21 protein-coding genes are annotated in these 20,519 nt (G+C 62.6%); 12 read left to right on the plus strand and 9 right to left on the minus strand.

The genetic code is table 11. The features are described from left to right. The first annotated feature begins 18 nt into the window (after window positions 1-18). Both ACFB49_RS04870 and ACFB49_RS04875 read left to right on the plus strand, forming a co-directional pair. Entirely contained in the window at window positions 19-510 is a 492-nt protein-coding gene (locus tag ACFB49_RS04870) for a nuclear transport factor 2 family protein (protein ID WP_380876680.1), read from the plus strand. 65 nt (window positions 511-575) lie between these two features. Further along, entirely contained in the window at window positions 576-1,175 is a 600-nt protein-coding gene (locus ACFB49_RS04875) for a hypothetical protein (RefSeq protein WP_380876682.1), read from the plus strand. Between the two features lie 80 nt (window positions 1,176-1,255). On the opposite strand, the gene ACFB49_RS04880 is transcribed toward ACFB49_RS04875, so the two are convergent. Genes ACFB49_RS04880 through ACFB49_RS04890 form a run of 3 tightly spaced genes read right to left on the minus strand, consistent with a single transcriptional unit; the run spans window position 1,256 to window position 4,766 of the window. Further along, window positions 1,256-2,308, minus strand: coding sequence for a dihydrodipicolinate reductase (locus ACFB49_RS04880; RefSeq protein WP_380876684.1), 1,053 nt, complete (start codon window positions 2,306-2,308; stop codon window positions 1,256-1,258). Next, window positions 2,305-3,993, minus strand: coding sequence for an FAD-dependent oxidoreductase (locus tag ACFB49_RS04885; RefSeq protein ID WP_380876687.1), 1,689 nt, complete (start codon window positions 3,991-3,993; stop codon window positions 2,305-2,307). Before ACFB49_RS04885 ends, ACFB49_RS04880 begins: the two co-directional genes overlap by 4 nt. After that, window positions 3,993-4,766 (minus strand): nuclear transport factor 2 family protein, encoded by a 774-nt coding sequence (locus tag ACFB49_RS04890; protein ID WP_380876690.1) that lies wholly within the window; start codon window positions 4,764-4,766, stop codon window positions 3,993-3,995. The genes ACFB49_RS04885 and ACFB49_RS04890 overlap by 1 nt, the downstream gene beginning before the upstream one ends. Before the next feature lie 225 nt (window positions 4,767-4,991). On the opposite strand from ACFB49_RS04890, the gene ACFB49_RS04895 reads away from it, so the two are divergent. Further along, the gene (locus ACFB49_RS04895) at window positions 4,992-5,651 is read left to right on the plus strand and encodes a TetR/AcrR family transcriptional regulator (RefSeq protein WP_380876692.1); all 660 of its coding nucleotides are present in this window, start codon (window positions 4,992-4,994) and stop codon (window positions 5,649-5,651) included. Here ACFB49_RS04895 and ACFB49_RS04900 read toward each other — a convergent pair. Together ACFB49_RS04900 and ACFB49_RS04905 are read right to left on the minus strand one after the other, a co-directional pair. Continuing rightward, a complete protein-coding gene (locus tag ACFB49_RS04900) occupies window positions 5,643-6,473 on the minus strand; it encodes an SDR family oxidoreductase (protein ID WP_380876695.1) in 831 nt (276 codons plus the stop codon). The genes ACFB49_RS04895 and ACFB49_RS04900 overlap by 9 nt on opposite strands. Window positions 6,474-6,483: 10 nt before the next feature. Next, a complete protein-coding gene (locus tag ACFB49_RS04905; RefSeq protein WP_380876697.1) occupies window positions 6,484-8,619 on the minus strand; it encodes a TonB-dependent receptor in 2,136 nt (711 codons plus the stop codon). Between the two features lie 295 nt (window positions 8,620-8,914). Here ACFB49_RS04905 and ACFB49_RS04910 point away from each other — a divergent pair, with 295 nt between their 5' ends. The 4 genes from ACFB49_RS04910 (at window position 8,915) to ACFB49_RS04925 (ending at window position 11,186) form a co-directional block, all read left to right on the plus strand. Next, the gene (locus ACFB49_RS04910) at window positions 8,915-9,589 is read left to right on the plus strand and encodes a response regulator transcription factor (protein ID WP_380876699.1); all 675 of its coding nucleotides are present in this window, start codon (window positions 8,915-8,917) and stop codon (window positions 9,587-9,589) included. A gap of 101 nt (window positions 9,590-9,690) precedes the next feature. Beyond that, the gene (phbB, locus tag ACFB49_RS04915; RefSeq protein ID WP_380876702.1) at window positions 9,691-10,413 is read left to right on the plus strand and encodes an acetoacetyl-CoA reductase; all 723 of its coding nucleotides are present in this window, start codon (window positions 9,691-9,693) and stop codon (window positions 10,411-10,413) included. Between the two features lie 47 nt (window positions 10,414-10,460). Continuing rightward, complete coding sequence (locus ACFB49_RS04920; RefSeq protein WP_380876705.1) at window positions 10,461-10,637, plus strand: hypothetical protein; 177 nt, start codon at window positions 10,461-10,463, stop codon at window positions 10,635-10,637. Window positions 10,638-10,715: 78 nt separating this feature from the next. Continuing rightward, window positions 10,716-11,186, plus strand: coding sequence for a phasin family protein (locus tag ACFB49_RS04925; protein WP_380876708.1), 471 nt, complete (start codon window positions 10,716-10,718; stop codon window positions 11,184-11,186). 132 nt (window positions 11,187-11,318) lie between these two features. Here the strand turns inward: ACFB49_RS04925 and ACFB49_RS04930 are convergent, their stop codons facing one another. Next, window positions 11,319-12,833: a PAS domain-containing protein gene (locus ACFB49_RS04930; RefSeq protein ID WP_380876711.1), complete on the minus strand. Its 1,515-nt coding sequence runs from the start codon at window positions 12,831-12,833 to the stop codon at window positions 11,319-11,321. 207 nt (window positions 12,834-13,040) lie between these two features. Beyond that, window positions 13,041-13,514 (minus strand): Cys-tRNA(Pro) deacylase, encoded by a 474-nt coding sequence (ybaK, locus tag ACFB49_RS04935; protein WP_380876714.1) that lies wholly within the window; start codon window positions 13,512-13,514, stop codon window positions 13,041-13,043. 48 nt (window positions 13,515-13,562) lie between these two features. Between ybaK and ACFB49_RS04940 the strand changes: the two genes are divergently transcribed. Beyond that, window positions 13,563-14,264 (plus strand): NAD-dependent deacylase, encoded by a 702-nt coding sequence (locus ACFB49_RS04940; protein ID WP_380876717.1) that lies wholly within the window; start codon window positions 13,563-13,565, stop codon window positions 14,262-14,264. Window positions 14,265-14,306: 42 nt separating this feature from the next. On the opposite strand, the gene mtgA is transcribed toward ACFB49_RS04940, so the two are convergent. Both mtgA and ACFB49_RS04950 read right to left on the minus strand, forming a co-directional pair. Next, window positions 14,307-15,032, minus strand: a complete 726-nt coding sequence (gene mtgA, locus ACFB49_RS04945; protein WP_380876719.1) for a monofunctional biosynthetic peptidoglycan transglycosylase — start codon at window positions 15,030-15,032, stop codon at window positions 14,307-14,309. Window positions 15,033-15,126: 94 nt separating this feature from the next. Continuing rightward, entirely contained in the window at window positions 15,127-15,978 is an 852-nt protein-coding gene (locus ACFB49_RS04950) for an SDR family NAD(P)-dependent oxidoreductase (RefSeq protein WP_380876722.1), read from the minus strand. A 368-nt stretch (window positions 15,979-16,346) separates the two neighbouring features. Here ACFB49_RS04950 and ACFB49_RS04955 point away from each other — a divergent pair, with 368 nt between their 5' ends. From ACFB49_RS04955 to dmpG, 4 genes are all read left to right on the plus strand, one after another. Beyond that, window positions 16,347-17,555 carry an acyl-CoA dehydrogenase family protein gene (locus ACFB49_RS04955; RefSeq protein WP_380876724.1) on the plus strand — a complete coding sequence of 403 codons (1,209 nt, stop codon included), beginning with the start codon at window positions 16,347-16,349 and terminating at the stop codon, window positions 17,553-17,555. A 77-nt stretch (window positions 17,556-17,632) separates the two neighbouring features. Beyond that, window positions 17,633-18,409, plus strand: a complete 777-nt coding sequence (locus ACFB49_RS04960; protein ID WP_380876727.1) for a fumarylacetoacetate hydrolase family protein — start codon at window positions 17,633-17,635, stop codon at window positions 18,407-18,409. 11 nt (window positions 18,410-18,420) lie between these two features. Then, window positions 18,421-19,362: an acetaldehyde dehydrogenase (acetylating) gene (locus ACFB49_RS04965; protein WP_380876730.1), complete on the plus strand. Its 942-nt coding sequence runs from the start codon at window positions 18,421-18,423 to the stop codon at window positions 19,360-19,362. 118 nt (window positions 19,363-19,480) lie between these two features. Continuing rightward, window positions 19,481-20,515 (plus strand): 4-hydroxy-2-oxovalerate aldolase, encoded by a 1,035-nt coding sequence (gene dmpG, locus ACFB49_RS04970; RefSeq protein WP_380876732.1) that lies wholly within the window; start codon window positions 19,481-19,483, stop codon window positions 20,513-20,515. Window positions 20,516-20,519 lie beyond the last annotated feature (4 nt).

Genomic DNA, 20,519 nt, shown 5'->3' on the forward strand with positions numbered 1-20,519 from the left:
GAAACGAGGGAGAGAGACATGGCTGGCACCGCAGAGGACGTCGTTGCAATCCAGCAGATCCTGGCGCGCTATGTGATCGCGATCGATACGCGGACGCCGGACCTGTTAAGAGACTGTTTTACACCCGATGCCGCGATCCGGCTGGCGGGATTGCCGGAACTGACGGTCGATTCCTACATCGCCGTGGGCCGGGACGCGCTGCCGAAACTGGACGCGACGCTCCACCATCTCAGCCTGCCGGCGATTGCGGTGGAGGGCGATCGCGCGCATTCGCGCTGCTATTTCATGGCGAACCATGTCCGCAACGCATTGGCGCCGGCACCGACCGGCCTGATGATCGGCGGCTGGTATGATGACGATCTTGTCCGCACAGCGGATGGCTGGCGTATCACGCTGCGCACCGGCACCGCCTTGTGGGCGGAGGGCAATCCCGCCGTTATCGAAGGGGCTGATTATCCGCTGGGCGCGACGCCGCGGGGGGCGGGGCATGAGGCGCCTGGCTGGTTGTGAAGGAAGCATTTCCGTTCGGGCCGACGGCTGCTAGACGTCCGATTGTTCGTAGCGGGAGATGAGTGATGCGCCTACTGCCCCTCTGCCTGGCCCCCTTGCTGATGCTGAACGTGGCGGCGCAATCGGCCCCCGCGCCGGTGCCCAGCGCCTTCACGACGGCGCCGGACGGGCGGACTCTGGTGCATGTAGAGAGCGGTACCCGCTTCCCTAAGAAACTGGGTGGATTCGAACGGACCGGGCAGGCGGCGTTCGATGGTTCGGGCGAATATGTCGGCGTCGCTTATCGTGGCGCATTGGACGATGGCTCGCCGGTGACGATCCGCATCGCGATCGTCCACATCGTCGGCATGACCGCCATGGAGCATTTCATCATCGCCAAGCCGCTGGTGCTGAAAGACCTCGCCAATGTGGAGGAGGTTTCTGCCGGCCCCTATGAACGACCGGGCAAGGGTGTCGATGGCTATATGGGCATGTTCAATGCGGAGGACGCAGGGCAGAAGGTGGGCATCGGCCTTTGGACCTTCGACCGCGGTTATTGGAGCGTGCGCGGCCGCGTCGAATTCCCGCAGGGCCGGCTCAAGGAATCGCAGGCGGCGGTCGACAAGTTCGTCCGTGCCTTCGTAGCGCTTCGCCAGCCATACAAGACGCCACCGAACGCGCGTTGATCGCCGGGAAAAGTGGGGCCGAGCCGGAAACGAACGGGCGTGCTGCCATCCGTCCACCTTGGTCTTGAACTGTCCAGCCTTTAGCCGCGCCGGATATTGCGGCTCCAATAGCGGGGAATGTCAAAGGCAGACAATAATCCGGGCCTGGCCGCGCAGAGGGCTGGGATCGCGTTGACCGCTGGCATGGCGGACACCTTTCCGCTCGCCGGATAGTCGAAATTCAGTTCCAGCGAATAGCTGGGGTCGCCTTCGATCTCGATGCGGTAGGCGAGTTCCTTGGGGCCGAATGGGGCTGCCCATTTTTTGCCGGCGCCGCGGCCGACGAGATCGACATGCTCGACGATCGCGATGGGCTTGCCGCCCGAGATCGCCTGTAGTTCGAAATGCACTGCGGCCGCCGTTCCAGCGGAAACCGTGCCGAAGCCGGTTTCGATATCGTGATCGAGCGAATCCGTTTCGTAAAGCGTCACCCAGCTTTCCACCGGAACATCGAGGTGAGATGCGATATGAAGCAGCGTCGGCGCCCACATTTCCTGGATGAAACCGCCGGTGACGAGGAGCGGCTGATAGCCAGGCGGCTGCCCAAACCCAAAATATTCGCGGCAGAGATATTCGGCTGTGTAATCGCCCCACCAGCCGAGTTCCATTACCCTCACGCAATCGACGCGATCCGCACATGCCAGCGCGTTGATCGCAAGATCGGTGGTGGCCCAGCCGGGATCGATACCGGTGAAGAGCACGCTGGAGCCGCCCTTGCTGCATGCCGCCTCGATCGGTGCCCGATATTTTTCGGGAACCGCGGGCGGGAAGGCGAGGGGGAAATTGGCGATGGTCACGACATTGGTGCCGCGCTCCAGAAAGCGGCATATGTCCAGGATCGCATCCATTTCCCGGCCGATGCTGTTGCCGCAATAGCAGAGGCAGTCGGCGTCGAGTGCGAGCAGTTCCTCCCAGTCGTCGGTGGCGACGATGCCGACCGGAGTGCCCCCTGCGATCTCACCGGCATCGCGCCCGATCTTTTCCGGAGAGCGGGCGAACTGCCCCACCAATGTCAGATCGGGATGATGGAGAACGCCGCGCAGCCCTTCGATGCCGACATTGCCCGTGCCGCAATGAACCACACGCAAGGTCATATCGGATCTCCATTCGATCTCGCTATGTGGCGGGCCGCGATATAGCCGAAGGTCATCGCCGGGCCGAGCGTCGCGCCGGCGCCGGGGTAGGAATGGCCCATCACGCTGGCCGTGACATTTCCTGTGGCATAGAGGCCGCGGATCGGCTCCCCGGAACTGTCGAGCACCCGCGCATCTGCATCGGTAACAAGCCCGCCATTGGTGCCGATATCGCCCGGAACGATCGGCACGGCATAGAAAGGGGGCCGATCGAGCGGCGCCAGAGTGGGATTGGGCGTCACTTTGGGGTCACCGTAAAAGCGATCATAGGCGCTATCTCCACGGCCGAATTCAGGGTCTGCGCCATTACGGGCGGAGGTGTTGAAGCGGGTGATGGTATCTTCGAGCTCACCCGGCGGAAGATCCGCTGCCCGCGCAATTTGCTGCCAGGTGCTGCCGCGGATCAGCATCTGTCGCGCGCCTTTCTGATGCATCCATAACGGAATGCCCGGATTGATCGGGCCGATCGGATATTTTTGCCGATAGCGCTCATCGAACAGGAAGTAAGAAGGGGTCGTGCGCGCCCGCGGGGTATCTGCGTCGATCATCGCCTTGCCGGCGAGATCATAGGCCAGCGCTTCGTTCATGTAACGCCGGCCGGCCTGGTTGACGATGATGCTGCCGGGTAGAGCACGTTCGAAGGTGAGCAGGCGTGCGCGGCGTTCGTCGGGAAGCTTCAGCATCGGGCCCCACCAGGCCGAATCCAGATTGCGCGTCGCCGCCCCCACCGCCGCGGCTATGGTAAGAGCATCGCCGGAATTGCTTTCGATCGAACCGCTGGCGGTCGTTTCCCACGCGCCGGGAAGATGCTGCCGACGGAGATCTGCATTTGCCTCGAAACCGCCGCTGGCCAGGATGACCGCACGGGCGCGGATTTCGACATCCTGTCCATCGCGCCGCAGCACCGCGCCCATGACAGTGCCTTCCGCATCGGCGAGTAATTTTACGAGAGGGGAGTTCAACCAGATAGGTACTTCATCCGGCGCCATCGACAATCTGAGGCGTCCGAGGAGCGCATTGCCTGCGGCGAGAAAACGATTGCGGGGCGAACGCAGCCGCTGACCGATATCGAGATAATAGCGGGCGAGCACCCTCGCCAGGACCAGCGGCCAACCCGGCGTGCGATGCAGTAATGGGTGGACCTCCTCCATCGTGAAGGCGAGGCGGTTGAATAGCAGAGCGGCAGGAGCTGAGGGGCGCATCCTATTCAGTTCGGCACCCAGCCGCCGGCCGTCCATCGGTAGGATATCGTGCGTGCGGAAGCCCAGCCTCGCGCCGGGACTGCCCGGCCGATAATCGGCATATTGGAGCGAGCGGCAGCGCACCTCGGTGGAACCGTGCAGCCAGGCCAACATCTCGCGTCCGTTATCGAGAAAGGCGCGGATATTGGCGTCTGGCACGTCAGGGTCGGTCAGTGCGCGGATATAGACGAAGGCTTCCTCGACACTATCGTCGGAACCTGCTGCCGCGGCCATCGGGCTTGCGGGGATCCAGATGAAGCCGCCCGATGTTGCCGAGGCACCGCCCCACCAAGCGCTCTTTTCGGCGACGATCACCTTAAGGCCGGCCTGTGCCGCCGCGAGGGCGGCGGTTAGGCCGCCGGCGCCCGACCCGATGACCAGGACGTCCGTCTGATGATCAGGCATCAAACGGCCCTACCCGTGGTCTGGAGCTGATATTCGCGGACGACGGCGATCAGGCCGGCTTCGAAGGTCAGAAAGAAGAGGTGAAGCTGCCCCGAGGGAAGGGCGGTCTCGACCACCATTGTCTCGCCCTGGGAGAGGATCGTGTCCCTGATCGGTGCGAGGCTTATCAGTGGCTCGTGGGTGATGCGGGACAAAGCGGCGGTCCGGTCAAATATCTCCACCTCGCCCGAGGGCCGGTGGATTTGCCAACGCAGCCCGGCACCCAGAATATCGACAACCCGGTCGGCGGAGCCGCACGCCAGTCCGTCGATCAAGCGACGGGCGACAAGCTCGTGGCCGGCGGTGTGAAGCGCGGCGACCTGAAGGGTGTCCGCATAGATGCGATATTCCGCGATCTGGCCATTATCGTCGAACAGCCAGAGCTGGTGGTAGCGGTTGCCGTAGGCAATCCCGTCGCCTCGCCGACCGGATGACAGGGTTTCGCCAGCAACGCGCTTGCCCTGGACCGTAACGGCGAGGAGTTCCACTTCCAGTTCGACGAGACGTTCCGCCGCAGGCACCAGGGCGGGGTTGGCGAACAGGGCGAGATAGGACGCGCGATCTCTCGTCTGGCCGCGGGCGGGATCGATCGAAGGGGTCTGCCAGGTGAAATCCTCCGCCAGCAGGGCCGCGAGCTCGTCCGTCCGGGAGGGATCGCGCGTGACCGCAGCGAGAAGTGAAAGATGTGCCTGCACCACTGCGAGGTGGCGATAATCTTCGTCGGTATGATGCACCACTCGCCCCTTCATTTACTCTAATTGACTATAAAATGCATATATGGTCAATGAATATCACGTTGGAGACACTGGAAGGGTTATGGTGGTCGGCGAACTGGTCGGAACGGGTTGGCCGACGATTGACACGGACCGGACGGGTGGCCAATGGCGGGCGAACGACGTTCGTGGGGCGATTGCTTTGGATCGCTTGACCTGCCGTCTCGATGGAGTTGCTGGCGACACATGAAGACCAGAACCCCGGAACCATCTTCAGTGCAGAACAGGCGCCAGCTCCAGTCGATGGAGCGCCGTCGCCGTATCCTTGCAGCCGCGAACAAGGCGTTCGGCACCAGCGGCTTCCGCAAGACCTCCGTCGACCTCATCGCCGAGGAGGCGGGCGTTTCGAAGGGCCTGGTGTTCGCCTTCTTCGGTCACAAGGACGGGCTGTACGATGCGGTGATCGAACAGACCCTTGTCACCTGGACCGGCTTCGCCGAGCATCAGGCTGCGCAATATCAGGACGATCCGGCGCTGGAACTGGCGAGCATGTTCCGCGGCTCATTCGAGTTCGCGACACATTCGCCGATGCTGCGGGTGCTGATGGACAAGCAGGACCGGGCGATCCAGGAGCGCCTGCAAAGTCTGCCCCGCATCGTCCGCGACTGGCGCGGCCGGTTCGCCAATGTGCTGCAGCGGGGGATCACCCAGGGCGTCTTCAGGCGCGATATCGATCCGTTCCTGACGTCGCGGATCATTCACGACATCCAGAGCCTGTATCTGGAGGAAATGATCCAGAATGATGGCGTCGAATATGATGCCAAGCGCATGGAGGCAGCGTTGCAGTTGATGCTGCGCGGTCTGCTTGACCCCGCATCCGGGCCTGCTGACCCGCCCTCAATCTGACAGGCTGAGAAAATCGGCGAGTCCGACGGTGCCAGCGCTATAGCCGCCGTCCACCGCGTAATCGCCGCCGGTGCAGCCCGAGCCTTCGTCTGATGCCAGCAGCAGCACCATCGCCACCACCTCATCGATCCGCTTGCGCTCGGGATGGAGGCGCTTGAGGATGCGATAGGCCATGGCGTCGCCAAGCTTGATCAGATCCGCGTCGCTCACCTCGGGCGGGAGGAAGGGGCGCCCGATCATCGGGTTGCCCGCATCGGGATTTACGACATTCACGCGGATGCCGTATCGACCCAACTCCACCGCGGCGACCTTGGTCATGCCGCGCAGCGCCCATTTGGTCGCAGCATAAGCGATGAGGCCTTGGTCGCCCGGAAATACGCCATCGGTCGAGCCTATATTGACGATCGATCCGCCGCCTGCCGCCTTCATGATCGGCGCTACCGTGCGGATGCCCAGGAATGGGCCGATCTGGTTTATCCGAACCGCCCTTTCATAGTCGGCAAGCGGCGTATTCTCGATCGAAGCCATTACCAGCACGGCGGCATTGTTGATCAGGATCGAAACGTCGCCAAACGCTTCCCGCGCTGCCAGAACGGCCGCCTCCCAGTCCGCTTCATTCGACACGTCGAGGCGGACAAATCGGGCGGACGGCCCAAGCTTCGCGGCCAGTGCCTCGCCCTTATCGACCAATATATCGCCCAAAACGACCTTGGCGCCTTCTTCCACGAAGCGTTCGGCGATGCCGGCGCCCGTGCCTTGCGCAGCGCCGGTAACGAGCGCGACCTTGCCCGCGAGCCTGCCGTTTCCCGTGACCCCAGTCATTATCTGCCTTTCAGAAGCGGAACTCGAATTCGATGCCCGCAGTACGCGGATCGCCGTAGCGGACCATGCTGTAGGCGTGGAGCGCCTGAAAGATGTTCAGCGAATCCACGTAATATTCCTGATCGAAGATGTTCTTCATCCACAGCGAAAAGCTGATCTTGCTTTTCGCGCCGATGTCCCGATCGAACCGGATTTGCGCGTTGGCGAGATCGTAAGCGGGGATGAGATCAACCCCTGGAAAGGCGTCGCGTGGACTGGTGTGAGTCTTGTCCTGCCAGGTGTAGTCCATGAATAGACTCACCTCGCCATCGTCGAGGTGCAGCAATTTCCAGTCGAGCGAAGTGCGCAGGGAATGTTTAGGCGCGTTGGCGGCGTGGTAGAGATCGGTACTGTCGCCCAGCGGGACCTGCTTATAATCCGATCCGAGATAGCCGTAGGAGAATGACGCGATCAAATCGTCGGTAATCAACAGGTTGACGTCCAGTTCGGCGCCATAGATCGCCGATTTGCCAGCGTTCAGCGTTTGGGTGAAGGCCGGATCGGGTTGATCGGGAACGGTTATGGTGAACTGGATATCCTTGTAATCCGAATAGAAAACAGCGGCGTTGACCCGCAGCCTTCGATTGAACAGTTCGGATTTGAGGCCCAGTTCATAGGATGTCAGCGATTCTGGGCCGAACGGACTCGTGAAATCGGCCGCGCGCATATTGTATCCGCCAGCGTTGTAGCCGGTCGCGATCTTGCCGTAGACCGAGGCGTTCTCGGCGATCTGATAATCGACGACGATCGACGGCGTAAATTTGCTGTAGCTGCTGGAAACCTCGGGAACGATGTGATTGTCCGCTTCGCGCTTGTCTTTGGTATAGCGCCCCCCAACCGTAATCGAGAAGGGAGAGGTGCCATTCGGGCGCCAGCCGAGCGTCGCATAGCCGGCATACGCCGTGTTGCGCGCTCCGATGTGACGCGGTGACAGCAGGTTTATGAGGCCGATTTCGTCGACTGCGAATTCCTCGCCGGTCTCGCGAAAGTAATATAGCCCGGCCACATAGCTGAAAGCTCCGTCCTTCGTCTCGCCGACAAGATTGACTTCCTGCGTGAACTGCTTCTGTTTGCTGCGAAGGTCGAGGTTCCGGAAGATATTCAGGAACGAGTTTCCAGAATAGTCCTGATAGGCCTGAAAATTGAGCTTGCGATAGGCGGAAATCGATTTCAGCGTGCCGACGTCTGTGTCGAGCGTCAAGGTCAGCGCATGTCCCTGGCTCTTGGTATGGCTGTCCTGCACCGGCGACGGAAGCTGGGCGACGCTGACCCGATGCTTCTGTTCCGGAAGGATGCCGGCAAAGCCGGGGCTGACGACGTCGATATAATAGAGATCCGCCGTCGAGCGATATTTCGAATAGTCATAGGCATAGTCAGCAGTCAGCGTGGACGTGGGTTGCCAGCGGGCATCGAAACGCGCGGCCTTGTTGTTTCGCTCATTGAAGTCGTTGCCGACGCCGGCATTCGTGGTCGTGCCATCGCGCTTGTCGAACAGGAACGATCCCCGGACCGCGAGGCCTTCAGCCAAAGGCAGGTTCACGACGGTCGTGGATTTCACATAGCCGTAGTTTCCGAGCCGCAGAGTCTGCAGCGCCGACAATTCATCATTGGGCCGCTTGGTGATGATGTTGATCGCACCGCCGGTCGTGTTGCGGCCATAGAGTGCGCCTTGAGGGCCGCGCAGCACTTCGATGCGATCGATATCCGGAATGTTGGTGGCAAGGCCCGAAGTGCGGGCGATGTAGACGCCGTCCACATATACGCCGACCGCGGAATCGGCGAGCAGCTGGTTGTCCGTCTGGCCGACGCCACGGATGTAGAAGCGAAGCGTCGTGTTGCCGACGCCCCACGTGATCTGCTGCAGATTGGGGACGGAATTGGTGATGTCCGACAGGCCTGTCGCGCCGATTTTGGCGAGTGCCGTGCTGTCGAGGGCGATGATCGAGATCGGCGCGTCCTGTAGACTTTCGGCCTTGCGCTCGGCTGTGACGATGATCTCGCTCAATTCGCCTTCCTGCGCCTGAGCGACCGCCGGCCCCAGAGCGAGGCAGGGCAGAAGAAAGTGTGCGTACCGCGCCTTCAAGCGGCGCATGTCCGGTCCAGGCATCTAATCCTCCCCTTTTTTCTATATGACCAAATATGCCTTAAATGGTCAATAAGAATGTGAGAGAATGCGGGGCGTGTCGTCGGTGCGATGGTCGTGCACGATCAATCCATTGCGGCTGTGAGTATCCTTGGCGGCAAGAGGGATGTCGTCCGTTATGACGCACCGCACCTAACCTAGGTCGCGGATAATTGTGCACAATCGCCCTGAAAATTCATCTCGCGCATGATTTGAACGATCCGAAGCGAGACGGTGCCCGTCCGATTTGGTATGTTGTCTTCAGCGGGAGGTTCGGCGCGTGCGCGGAAGATCCGACCAGAGGATATATGTTGTCGAGGACGAACTCGATTTGCGCGCCTCGCTGATATTTCAGCTCCAGTCGCACGGCTATGATGTCACCGGCTACGAAACCGGCGAGGCCTTTTTTGGTGGCGTGCCCCCCGAAGCCGAAGGCTGCGCAATTATCGATGTCAACCTTCCGGGCATGTCGGGCCTTGAAGTGCTCCAGGGAATTGCTGCGCGTGGCCATCACCTGGCAGCAGTCGTCGTCACGGGGCGGGGAGACGTTTCGCTGGCGGTGAAGGCCATGCAGCTTGGCGCGAAGGACTTTATCGAGAAGCCATTTGCCCGTGGTGCCATAGCGAGCGCCGTCCGACACGCGCTCGATGATGCGGGCCGGCAGTCCCACCTCAGGCGGGAGGCAGCATCTGCCACCCTTCGTGTCGAAGCCTTGACACAGCGCGAACGGGAAGTGTTCGACGAGCTCCTTGCCGGAAAGCTTGGCAAGCAGATCGCGATCGATCTTCAAATCTCCCCGCGGACGGTAGAAGTCCACCGGGCCCGAATCATGGCCAAGCTCGGCGCGTCAACGCTTTCGGAAATGTTGCGCGTCGGCCTGATGGCTCAAACGGCGACGGAGCTAAGTCGCTCGTTTAATAGAAATAGTGCATTGCAACGTAAGGGCCAGCCCTAAGTATCGCTGAATGCGGTCGCTCCTTAGCATCGTGAGAGCAGGCGCAAGTCCAGAATGCGCCGGCGACGACGACGTTTCAGTCCATCTGTGGGGAGTACTGAATGACGCGTGTAGCGGTAGTGACTGGTGGAACGCGTGGCATTGGCCAGGCGATCTCGTGCAAGCTTCAGCAAATGGGCATGGCCGTCGCGGCCACCTACAATGGCAACGACGCCAATGCCGATGAGTTCGCAGAGCGGACGGGGATCAAGGTATTCCGATGGGATGTGGCGGACCATGAGGCCTGCCTCGAAGGTGTCCGCAAGGTCGAAGAGCAGGTTGGACCAGTCGATGTGCTCGTCAACAACGCCGGCATCACCCAGGACGGCACCCTGCTGAAGCTTGCCTATGAGCAATGGCGCCGTGTTATCGAGACCAATCTGGGCGGTTGCTTCAATATGGCCAAGGCCGTGTTCGAGGGCATGAAGCAGCGCAGCTTCGGCCGCATCGTCAATATCGGCTCGGTCAATGGCCAGGCTGGGCAGTACGGCCAGAGCAACTATGCGGCGGCCAAATCAGGCATCCATGGTCTGACCAAGGCACTCGCCCAGGAAGGCGCCCGGTTCGGCATCACGGTCAATGCCGTGGCGCCAGGATATTGCGATACCGACATGGTCGCCGCGGTGCCGTCTGACGTGCTCGCGAAAATTGTTTCGCGCATTCCGGTCGGCCGTTTGGGCCGCGCCGAGGAGATCGCGGACGGCGTGTCATTCCTGTGCACCGAACGGGCCGGCTTCATCACGGGATCGACGCTGTCGATCAACGGCGGCCAGCACATGTACTGAACGGTCCGGCGGCCGTTTCACAACGATCACGACTTCAGGAGAGTCCGATGTCCAACCCCGATCAGGGGGATATCCGGAAATATCCGGTCTCCCTCCGCTGCGCGGCGGAAGCTGTCTACGGCCACAGGATTACGGCCGCGGGCGAGCTCTTCGCGCAGCCGGCAGCGATCTCGACGCAACGCTGGCGGGACGCCAGCAGGCGCCGTTTCGTGCCGATTGTTTGATCATCATCCCTTGCCGGCGTCCGGGCCGGTGCCCGGCCAGGCCGATGCGCTCTTCGAACCAGAAAGAGGATTGACCCAATGACAAATCTTGCCAGCGACATTCCGCCTGCGCCCCCGGCCAAAGATGTCGCCGCAACCGCGCCAGCATCACCGAATGGGGCTGCACTTCTCTCCGCGCAATTCGATCGCAACTCGCGGGCCTTTGCCGAAGCCGGCACGCTTCTTCAGAAAAACGCCAAAGTGGCTTTGGCGGCTGGCGGAGTTGCGACCCGAAGCGCCCAAGTGCTCGTCCAGAAAACCGCCGAGGATTCCCGGAAGCTTTTCGAAAGCACGGTAGAAGGCGTCGGCCGCGCGCTAGAGGCCAGGACGCCAGAGCAGTTTCTCGCCTCGCAGCAGAGCCTGTTCAGCGCCTATGCCGCGGTGCTGGCGACAAGCCTGTCGACGGCCGGCGACCTTATTCACAAGACCAGCCAGGACCTGATTGCGCATTGGTCGGATCCCTTACTTGCGACCGTAGAGCATTTTCAGAAGGCTGGCGCACGCGCCTGACCCCCGGGCTTACCTGACCCCGCCAGTGGCCTCCGATCCGCCCCGGCAGACATTGCGACCCGCCTGCCGGGGCGGACCGAAGCCGCGGGGTATTTTTTTATCTGGTAAGATCGTCCCGAACGGGCTGTCCCCTCATTCTGCGTCCACGAGCGGGAGGCTCGCCCGCATCGTGATGCCGCGATCTCCGTTGGCTTCTGCCCAGATACGACCTCTATAGCGCTCGACGATCCGCCGGCAGATGGCAAGGCCAAGGCCGAGCCCGGTCGGCTTGGTCGTGAGGAACGGCTCGAACATCTCGTCCAGCCCCATGGCGGAGCCGGGCCCCGTGTCACGGATCATGATCTGCGCCGCATCTTGCTGCATCAGGGTTGCGACATGCAAATGCCGCATGGGCTGGTCTTCCATGGCTTCGATAGCATTGCGGACGAGATTGAAGACGACCTGCTGGATTTCGACCGCATCGACGCAGACGACAGGATCACGCGGATCGAGGTCGAGTGCGAGGGAGATTCCCATTCGATTTGCATTGCCGACGGTCGCCAGCTGGACGGCGTCGGCGACTGCCTGGTTCAGTCTTGTCGGCTGCTCCTTTGGCGCCTGATTGCGCATGAACAGACGCAGGCGGCTGACAATGTCGGCGGCATGGTCGATCTGCCGTCTGGCCTGGTGCAAACCCTGGAATATATTGTCGGATGCCGCCTTCGCACCCGCCGAGACCAGGCGCTCGCAGCCGTCGACATAGTTGGCGGCCGCCGCGAGCGGCTGGGAAAGTTCGTGGGCGAGCATGCCGGCTATCTGGCCCATCGCGTTGACACGGGTCGCATGGCGTATCTCGATCGCGAGCTGATTGCGCTTCAGTTCGGCGCGCACTCGCGTGTCGATGTCCTCAGTGGTGCCGTACCAGCAGATGATTGCGCCATGGCTGTCGCGACGCGGAAATGCACGCGAGTGGACCCAATGATATTCGCCCTTGGCGGTCCGGACCCGATACTCGGCATCGAACGGCTTGCCTGCAGCAAACGCGCGCTGTCGCACCTCGCTGATACGTGGAACATCGTCCGGGTGGCAAATGCTGAGCCAGCCATCGCCCAGCGCCTGGGATCGATCGAGGCCCGTCGCGGCCAGCCATCGTCCGCCCACATCGATCACACTCCCTCTGGCGTCCGATACCCAAAGCAATTGCGGATTGAGGTCGACCACGTGACGATAATGTTCGTCTCGCTCCCGGAGGGCCAAGGCCGATTGTCGCGCCTCCGTCAGATCCACGAGCGTGTTGACCGCGCCGCCCACAGTCCCGTCCGACTGATGAAATAGCTCGACGAAGGCGAGAAAAGGCACACGCGAGCCGTCAGCGCGCTCCATGATCGCCTCCTCGCCGCGAATCGAACGACCTTCACGGATCGCAAGGGCCATGGGGCAAAGTTCGAAAGGCAGGTCCGTGCCGTCGAGACGAAACAGTCGCCACGATGTCCACCAGTCGCGGATGAACAGAGAGGGCGCACGCCCCCATAAGCGAACGGCCGCTCCATTATAGCCTGTCAGTCGCCCCTGCTCGTCGGTGACATAGACCGCGACCGAGAGCGTCTCCAGAAGGCGTTTTGAATCGGGGGCCTGCGTCCAGTTTTCGGAAGGCGCGATTGACGACATGTCGACGATCCTCCGCTCCTTTGCACAACTTTGAAGCAGGTGGGGAGTGGAGGGCCTGGTTGCAAACGAGGAGGCTGCGTCAGGGGCAAGATTCCGCGAGGTTCGTGCCGGCGAAAGGCCGTTATCGAATCTGCCGGAAAATCGAGATTGTCCGTGGGAATTGAATGTCTGCGCGAACTCGCCGGCATTTTTGGTCCGTAACCGCTTTCACGCCGTGAGAGACGCCACCACCGCTGCGGCCGTTATGCGGGCGTCATCGGGAGACAAGCGGATCTGCAATCCGCGCTGGCCGCCATTGACGAAGATATAAAGCTGGCTCAGCGCGCTTTCGTCGATCGCGGTGGGAAGCTTGCGGCGCTGGCCGAAGGGGCTGACGCCGCCGACCTTGTAGCCGGTGATCCGTTCCGCATCGGCGGGCGGCATCATCTTCGCCGCTTTGCCGCCGAGTGCGGACGCGAGCTTCTTCATGCTGACCTCGCTGTCGGACGGCGCGATCACGCAGACGGGCTTGCCGTCGAGCAGGGCGATCAGCGTCTTGAACACGCGGTCGGCCGGTTCACCGAGCGCCTCCGCCGCCTGAAGGCCGACCTTCGCGGCGTCTGGATCATAATCGTAAGTGTGAAGCTCGAAGGCGATGCCGGCCTTGGTGAGCGCGGTCGTGGCGGGTGTGGACCTGGACATGGCCCGGCTTCTATTGCGGTGCCGTCGACAAAGCGAGGGACGGCCGGCATGCGCGAAATCGAGAATATCGTCATCCTCACCGGCGCCGGCATTTCCGCCGAGAGCGGGCTGGCTACCTTTCGTGGGCCTGACGGGCTGTGGGAGGGGCATCGGGTGGAGGACATCTGCACGCCGCAGGCGCTCGCGCGCGATCCGGTGCTGGTGCAGACCTTTTATGATGCGCGCCGCGCCGCGCTGGCGACCGTCGAGCCCAATGCCGCGCATCGCGCGCTGGCGAAGCTCGACGCGGAATGGCCGGGCGAATTGCTGATCGTCACGCAGAATGTCGACGACCTGCATGAGCGGGCAGGGGCCAGTCGCATGCTCCACATGCATGGCGAACTGAAATCGGCGCTCTGCCGGCGTTGCGGCGGGCGATCGGCGTGGGAAGCGACGCTGATCGACGGACCCACCTGCCCGGAATGCGCGTCATCGGGCGGGCTGCGGCCCGACATCGTTTTCTTCGGCGAGATGCCCTACCAGATGGAGCGGATCGAGACGGCGCTGGAGGATGCGGACCTGTTCGTTTCGATCGGCACGTCGGGCGCGGTCTATCCCGCGGCAGGGTTCGTCCAGACGGCGCGGCATTATGGCGCGCGGACGCTGGAGCTGAACCTCGATCCTTCGGCCGGAAGCCATTTCTTCCACGAGACGCGGATCGGGCCGGCGGGGGAATTGGTGCCGGCTTGGGTGGCGGAGATTTTGAGTTAACTGGCGTCATCCGAGCGAAAGCTGGGATGACGGTTGAGGCGTTTACCGCAAACAGCGATCCAGCCCGCTCCGCTGCACCACGCCGATACGGCCGGCGATCTTGTTGCCGTGGCGGCGGGTGAAGCCGGCGGGGGAGATCGCCTCGCGCTTCTTGGGGAGGGGCAGAACGGCGGCGATGCGGGCGGCCTCGGTGGCGGACAGCTTCGAGGCGTCATGCTTGAAATAGCGCTGCGCCCCCGCGTTCGCGCCATAGGTGCCGATGCCGGTCTCGGCCACGTTGAGATAGACCTCCATGATCCGCTCCTTGCCCCAGATCAGCTCGATCAGGACGGTGAACCAGGCTTCCAGCCCTTTGCGGAAATAGCCGCCGCCTTGCCAGAGGAAGGCGTTCTTGGCGGTCTGCTGGCTGATCGTGGAGCCGCCGCGGATGCGGCCGCCATCGGAATTTTCTTTCATGGCCTGCTGGATGGCCTTGAAGTCGAAGCCGTGGTGCGAACAGAAATTCCAGTCCTCGCCGCCGATCGCGGCGCGGGCCATGTCCGGGTCCATGCGGTCGAGGCTCATCCAGTCCTTCGTGATGCCGTTGCCGCCGATCGCATTGCCGATCATCGTGAAGGTGACGGGCGGCGGCACGAACTTGTAGATCAAAACCCACAGCAAGGAGATGGTGACGAACGCGACCGCGCCGCGCCACATCCAGCGCCAGATGCGCCGTGGCCAGCTCTGCCCTGTCGATGTTCGCTTTTTTGTCCGTTTCGCCCGCGCCATTTTCGCCGCTTAGCGGGGGAGGAGGCAGCGTGGCAATGCCCCTCCACCGCTCTGCGAGCGGTCCCCCTCCCCGAGCAAGCTCGGGGAGGATTTATCAGCGGACGATCGCCGGATGTGGGATGCGCGGCTCGCCGAGCATCTCGCGATAGGAGGGCGGGGTCTTGCCATTGTCCTCGATGCCATAGACCTGCGCCTGTTCGGCGACGATCAGCGTCTGGCCGGAAAGCTCCATGCGCTTTGGATCCTGATGGATACCGGCGATCACCTTGCCGGTGAATTCGGGGCTTTCGCCGATCTTCAGGAACTCGGTATACTGGTCCGGGCGCTCGTCGGCGGCGCGGCGGGTGCGTTCGGTGACGAGCGGGCCCATCCAGACCGCGACCGCGGCGACATCCTCGTCCTTCAGGTCCACGCCCATGTCCGCGGCGAACTTGTCGACGCCGGCCTTTTGCGCGCCATAGGCCGGCCCGTGCATGTAGCAGACGCTGCCGAAGGAGGAGGTGAAGACGATCAGCGCGCCGCCCGTCTTGATCATCAGCGGGGTCGCGTAGAAGCTCGCGACATATTGCGAGCGCAGCCCGACATTGAGGATGTCGACCAGGCCGAGCGGCCGTTCCCAATAGCCGCCGGGCGTGATCAGTTCGTCATGGATGTGCGCGACATTGTTGACGAGGATGTCGAGACGGCCTTCGTCGGCCTCGACCTGCTTGAACAGAGCTTCGACCTGATCGTCCTTGGCGTGATCGACGGCGACCGCGACGGCCTTGCCGCCGGCGGCCTCGATCTCCTTCACGACGCTGTGGATCGTGCCGGGGAATTCGGCCGTTCCATCCTTGGTGGTGCGGCCGGTGACATAGACCTTGTAGCCAGCGGCACCCAGCGCCCGTGCGATACCTGCGCCAGCACCCCGACTCGCGCCGGTGACGACCGCGACCTTGTCAGCCATGCCTCAATCTCCTTGATGTTTCCGCTTTTCGGGGCGTCACACAACATAGAGGATGCGTAACGTAAAGAGCGAATCTTTGCGCATATGGAATCATGGCCCGATTTGCATGGACGGTCGCCCGGATCGTTCCGCAACTGCGATGGGGCGGCGACAGGGGCCGGATCGGCGCGGAGCCGTGGCCGGAAGCCTGCGAAACTCATGGGCTTGTTGCGCAATATGTGCGTCCGCGCCATTCCGTTCGCCAGTGGAGCGAATCAAAAGCTGGTCGTATTGACGACTTGCGTAAATCGCTGCTAGTTTCGCTACGAATAAGCTGAAACCCGCTGGCGGACGCCTGCTTCTCCCGACGGGTGCTTTTGGAGAGTTGAATGGCCACCGCACTGAAATCGAAAGGCTCCGCTGTGATTCCGACACCCGAGGAGCTGATCGAACGCGCCCGCGCGATGATTCCAGCGCTCAAGGCGCGCGCCCGGCAGGCGACGGCGGACTGGAAAATACCCGACGAGACGATCGCCGAAATGCAGGAGGCGGGCTTCTTCCGTGTGCTACAGCCGAAGCGCTGGGGCGGCTATGAAATGCACCCCAATGTCTTTTTCGAGGTGCAGAAGCTGCTGGCGCAGGGCTGCATGTCGACCGGCTGGGTATATGGCGTCGTCGGCGGCCATCCTTATGAGCTGGCGCTATTCCACAACCAGGCGCAGGTGGACGTGTGGGGCGAGGATGACAGCATCCTGGTTTCCTCCTCCTATCAGCCGGTGGGCAAGGTGGAGCGCGCCGAGGGCGGCTTCTATCTGTCCGGCCGCTGGGGTTTCTCCTCGGGCAGCGAACATTGCCAGTGGGTGTTGCTTGGCGCGCTGATCCCGCCGGCGGAGGCGGGGGGTGCGCCCGACATGCGCACTTTCCTGGTGCCGCGTACCGATTACACAATCGAACGCACTTGGGACGTGTTCGGCCTGCAGGGCACGGGCAGCCACGACATCGTGGTCGATCGCGCCTTCGTGCCGGAACATCGCACCCACAAGTCGGTCGACGGCTTCATGTGCACCAACCCCGGCCAGGTCGAGAATGACGGCCCGCTCTATCGCTTGCCCTGGGCGCAGGTGTTTCTGCGGCTGGTTTCATCGGCGGCGCTTGGCGGTACGCGTGCGGGCATCGACGCGGCGGTGCAGATCACCAAGGATCGCGTGTCGACCAACACCGGCAAGTCATCCAAGAGCGATCCGGTGCTGCTGAACGCGATCGCCAAGGCTTTTGCCCAGCTCGACGAGATGGAGCTCGTCCTGCGCCGCAACTTCGACGATCTGATTGCGATTGCCGAAAAGGGCGAGCCGATCCCGATGGACAAGCGCACGCTCTATCGCTTCCAGTCGTCAAGCGTCGTACGGCGCTGCGCCGATCTGGTCGACGATCTGATGCCGCTGTTGGGCGGCCGGGCGATCTATAATTCGAGCCCGATTGTTCAGCCTTGGCTCGACCTCAACGCGGCGCGTGCGCACGTTGCGAACGACCCCAACAATATGGGCCCCGATCTCACCAATGGGCTGTTGGGTGAAGGGCCGAGCTTCTTCTTCCTGTAAGGGCGGAGCATAATCATCGCGACGGCGGCCGCGCCACGATCCGGCCGCCGGGACGGGCGGCTGAAGAGGGTCGGAATTTGAGCAAGGCTGAGCAATACGGACAGGAACTTTACGCGGCGTTGCGCGAACGGCGGACGGTTGTGCCGCTGATCGCGCGCGACGCAACGCTCACGATCGATGACGCTTATGCGATCTCGCTCGATGCGCTCGCCCGGCGGCAGGCCGATGGCGAGAAAGTGGTCGGCAAGAAGATCGGCGTCACCAGCAAGGCCGTGCAGGACATGCTGGGCGTCCATCAGCCTGATTTCGGTTTCCTGACCGACCGGATGTGGGTGGAAGGTGATATCGACATCGCGGCGACAGGGCTGATCCAGCCGCGCGCCGAGGCCGAGATCGCCTTCATCCTGAAGTCCGATCTCAACGGCCCCGGCGTCACCGCCGAGGACGTGCTGGCCGCGACCGAGAGCATCGCGCCCTGCTTCGAGATCGTCGACAGCCGCATCCAGGACTGGAAGATCGGCATCGTCGATACGGTGGCTGACAATGCGTCCTGCGGCGTGTTCGTTCTTGGGGATGCGCGCGCCGATCCGCGGGATCATGACCTGCCGGCGCTGCATGTCACCGTCACCAAGAATGGCGAGCCGCTGTCCGAAGGCTATGGATCGGCGGTGCAGGGTTCGCCGGCGCAAGCGGTGGCGTGGCTGGCGAATACGCTCGGCGCGCACGGCGTGACGCTCAATGCCGGCGACGTGATCCTGTCGGGCAGCCTCGTGCCGCTGGCACCGGCCGTCGCGGGCGATGTTTTCGAGATGGAACTACATGGGATCGGGCGCTGCGTCGCCCGGTTCGTATGAGGAGTGAAGGCGTGACCAAGGTCAAGGCGGCAATCATCGGTTCGGGCAATATCGGCACCGATCTGATGATCAAGATGATCAAATATCCGCAGAATATGGAGCTGGTGGCGGTCGTCGGCATCGACGAGAAGTCCGAAGGCCTGGCGATGGCGCGCGAACGCGGCGTTGCGACCACGCATGAGGGTTTGGACGGCCTGAAGGCGATGGCGGTCTATCCCGAGATCGGCATCGTCTTCGACGCGACCTCGGCCTATGCCCACAAGGTGCATGATGCCGCTCTGCGTGCCGACGGCAAGCTGGTGGTCGATCTGACCCCGGCCGCGATCGGCCCGTTCACGATCCCGCCGGTCAACATGGAAGAGCATCTCGACCAGGGTAACGTCAACATGGTGACGTGCGGTGGACAGGCGACGATCCCGATGGTCGCGGCGGTCAGCCAGGTGGCGAAGGTCCATTATGCCGAGATCGTCGCTTCCGTCTCGTCGCGCTCGGCCGGCCCCGGCACCCGCGCCAATATCGACGAATTCACCCGCACGACCGCGAACGCGATCGAGAAGGTGGGCGGCGCCGAGAAGGGCAAGGCGATCATCATCCTCAACCCCGCCGAACCGCCGATGATCATGCGCGACACGGTGTTCACGCTGTCGGAAGGTGCGGATGAAGAGACGATCCGCGCCTCGGTGAAGGCGATGGTCGCCAAGGTGCAGGAATATGTGCCGGGCTATCGCCTGAAGCAGGAAGTGCAGTTCGAGCGCTATGGCGACAACAACAAGCTGAAGATCCCCGGCCGCGGCGAATTCACCGGCATCAAGACCTCGATCTTCCTCGAGGTCGAGGGCGCCGGCGATTATCTGCCGAGCTATTCGGGCAATCTCGACATCATGACCGCCGCCGCCAAGGCGACCGGTGAGCTGATGGCGCGCAAGCTGCTCGATCGGCGGGCGGCGGCGTAAGCCAGTGCGTCATCCCAGCGAAAGCTGGGATCTCGTGCGGCAGGCGCGCGGCAAATTCGCCTGAGATCCCAGCCTACGCTGGGATGACGAGTTAGAATATTTGTCGGGAAGACAGACAATGACCTTCGATCCCACCACCACCAAGCTCTATATCCAGGACGTGACGCTGCGCGACGGCATGCACGCGATCCGCCATATGTATGGTCTCGATCATGTCCGTTCGATCGCCAAGGCGCTGGACGAAGCGGGCGTCGACGCGATCGAGGTCGCCCATGGCGACGGCCTTTCGGGCGCGAGCTTCAACTATGGGTTCGGCGCGCACACCGACTGGGAATGGCTGGAGGCCGTGGCCGAGGTACTGACCAAGTCGGTGCTGACGACGCTGATCCTGCCGGGTGTCGGCACGGTCGAGGAACTCAAGCGCGCTTATGATCTCGGTGTCCGTTCGGTGCGCGTCGCGACGCATTGCACCGAGGCCGACGTTTCCAAGCAGCATATCGGCATCGCCCGCGATCTCGGCATGGACGTGTCGGGCTTCCTGATGATGAGCCACATGATCGAGCCGGAGCAGCTCGCCCAACAGGCGCTGCTGATGGAAAGCTATGGCGTGCAGTGCGTCTATGTGACGGACAGTGGCGGCGCACTCGACATGGATGGTGTGCGGGCGCGCTTCCAGGCTTATGACCGGGTGCTCAAGCCCGAGACGCAGCGCGGCATGCACGCGCACCACAATCTGTCTCTGGGCGTCGCCAATTCAATCGTCGCGGTGCAGGAAGGCGGCATCCGCATCGATGCCAGCCTCGCCGGCATGGGCGCGGGCGCGGGCAATGCGCCGCTCGAAGTGTTCATTGCCGCGGTCGACCGCAAGGGCTGGAACCATGGCTGCGACGTGATGAAGCTGATGGACGCCGCCGAGGATCTGGTGCGCCCGCTGCAGGACCGCCCGGTCCGCGTCGATCGCGAGACGCTCGCGCTGGGCTATGCCGGGGTCTACTCGTCCTTCCTGCGTCATGCCGAGAAGGCCGCAGCCGATTACGGCCTCGATACCCGCGCGATCCTCGTCGAGCTCGGCCGTCGCAAGATGGTCGGCGGGCAGGAAGACATGATCGTCGACGTTGCCCTCGACATGATCAAGGCCCGCGACGCCGCTTGAAGAT

Source organism: Sphingomonas sp. DBB INV C78, from assembly GCF_042693015.1.
Classification (GTDB): domain Bacteria; phylum Pseudomonadota; class Alphaproteobacteria; order Sphingomonadales; family Sphingomonadaceae; genus Sphingomonas_E.

Bases quoted from the DNA above. Each gene is read 5' to 3' on its own strand.
- ACFB49_RS04920 (WP_380876705.1), top strand. From the start codon at position 10,461: ATGTCCAACCCCGATCAGGGGGATATCCGGAAATATCCGGTCTCCCTC.
- phbB (WP_380876702.1), top strand. From the start codon at position 9,691: ATGACGCGTGTAGCGGTAGTGACTGGTGGAACGCGTGGCATTGGCCAG.
- ACFB49_RS04875 (WP_380876682.1), top strand. From the start codon at position 576: ATGCGCCTACTGCCCCTCTGCCTGGCCCCCTTGCTGATGCTGAACGTG.
- ACFB49_RS04885 (WP_380876687.1), bottom strand. From the start codon at position 3,993: ATGCCTGATCATCAGACGGACGTCCTGGTCATCGGGTCGGGCGCCGGC.
- ACFB49_RS04895 (WP_380876692.1), top strand. From the start codon at position 4,992: ATGAAGACCAGAACCCCGGAACCATCTTCAGTGCAGAACAGGCGCCAG.
- mtgA (WP_380876719.1), bottom strand. From the start codon at position 15,032: ATGGCGCGGGCGAAACGGACAAAAAAGCGAACATCGACAGGGCAGAGC.
- ACFB49_RS04940 (WP_380876717.1), top strand. From the start codon at position 13,563: ATGCGCGAAATCGAGAATATCGTCATCCTCACCGGCGCCGGCATTTCC.
- ACFB49_RS04925 (WP_380876708.1), top strand. From the start codon at position 10,716: ATGACAAATCTTGCCAGCGACATTCCGCCTGCGCCCCCGGCCAAAGAT.
- ACFB49_RS04930 (WP_380876711.1), bottom strand. From the start codon at position 12,833: ATGTCGTCAATCGCGCCTTCCGAAAACTGGACGCAGGCCCCCGATTCA.
- ybaK (WP_380876714.1), bottom strand. From the start codon at position 13,514: ATGTCCAGGTCCACACCCGCCACGACCGCGCTCACCAAGGCCGGCATC.
- ACFB49_RS04870 (WP_380876680.1), top strand. From the start codon at position 19: ATGGCTGGCACCGCAGAGGACGTCGTTGCAATCCAGCAGATCCTGGCG.
- ACFB49_RS04955 (WP_380876724.1), top strand. From the start codon at position 16,347: ATGGCCACCGCACTGAAATCGAAAGGCTCCGCTGTGATTCCGACACCC.
- ACFB49_RS04950 (WP_380876722.1), bottom strand. From the start codon at position 15,978: ATGGCTGACAAGGTCGCGGTCGTCACCGGCGCGAGTCGGGGTGCTGGC.
- ACFB49_RS04900 (WP_380876695.1), bottom strand. From the start codon at position 6,473: ATGACTGGGGTCACGGGAAACGGCAGGCTCGCGGGCAAGGTCGCGCTC.
- ACFB49_RS04880 (WP_380876684.1), bottom strand. From the start codon at position 2,308: ATGACCTTGCGTGTGGTTCATTGCGGCACGGGCAATGTCGGCATCGAA.
- ACFB49_RS04905 (WP_380876697.1), bottom strand. From the start codon at position 8,619: ATGCCTGGACCGGACATGCGCCGCTTGAAGGCGCGGTACGCACACTTT.
- dmpG (WP_380876732.1), top strand. From the start codon at position 19,481: ATGACCTTCGATCCCACCACCACCAAGCTCTATATCCAGGACGTGACG.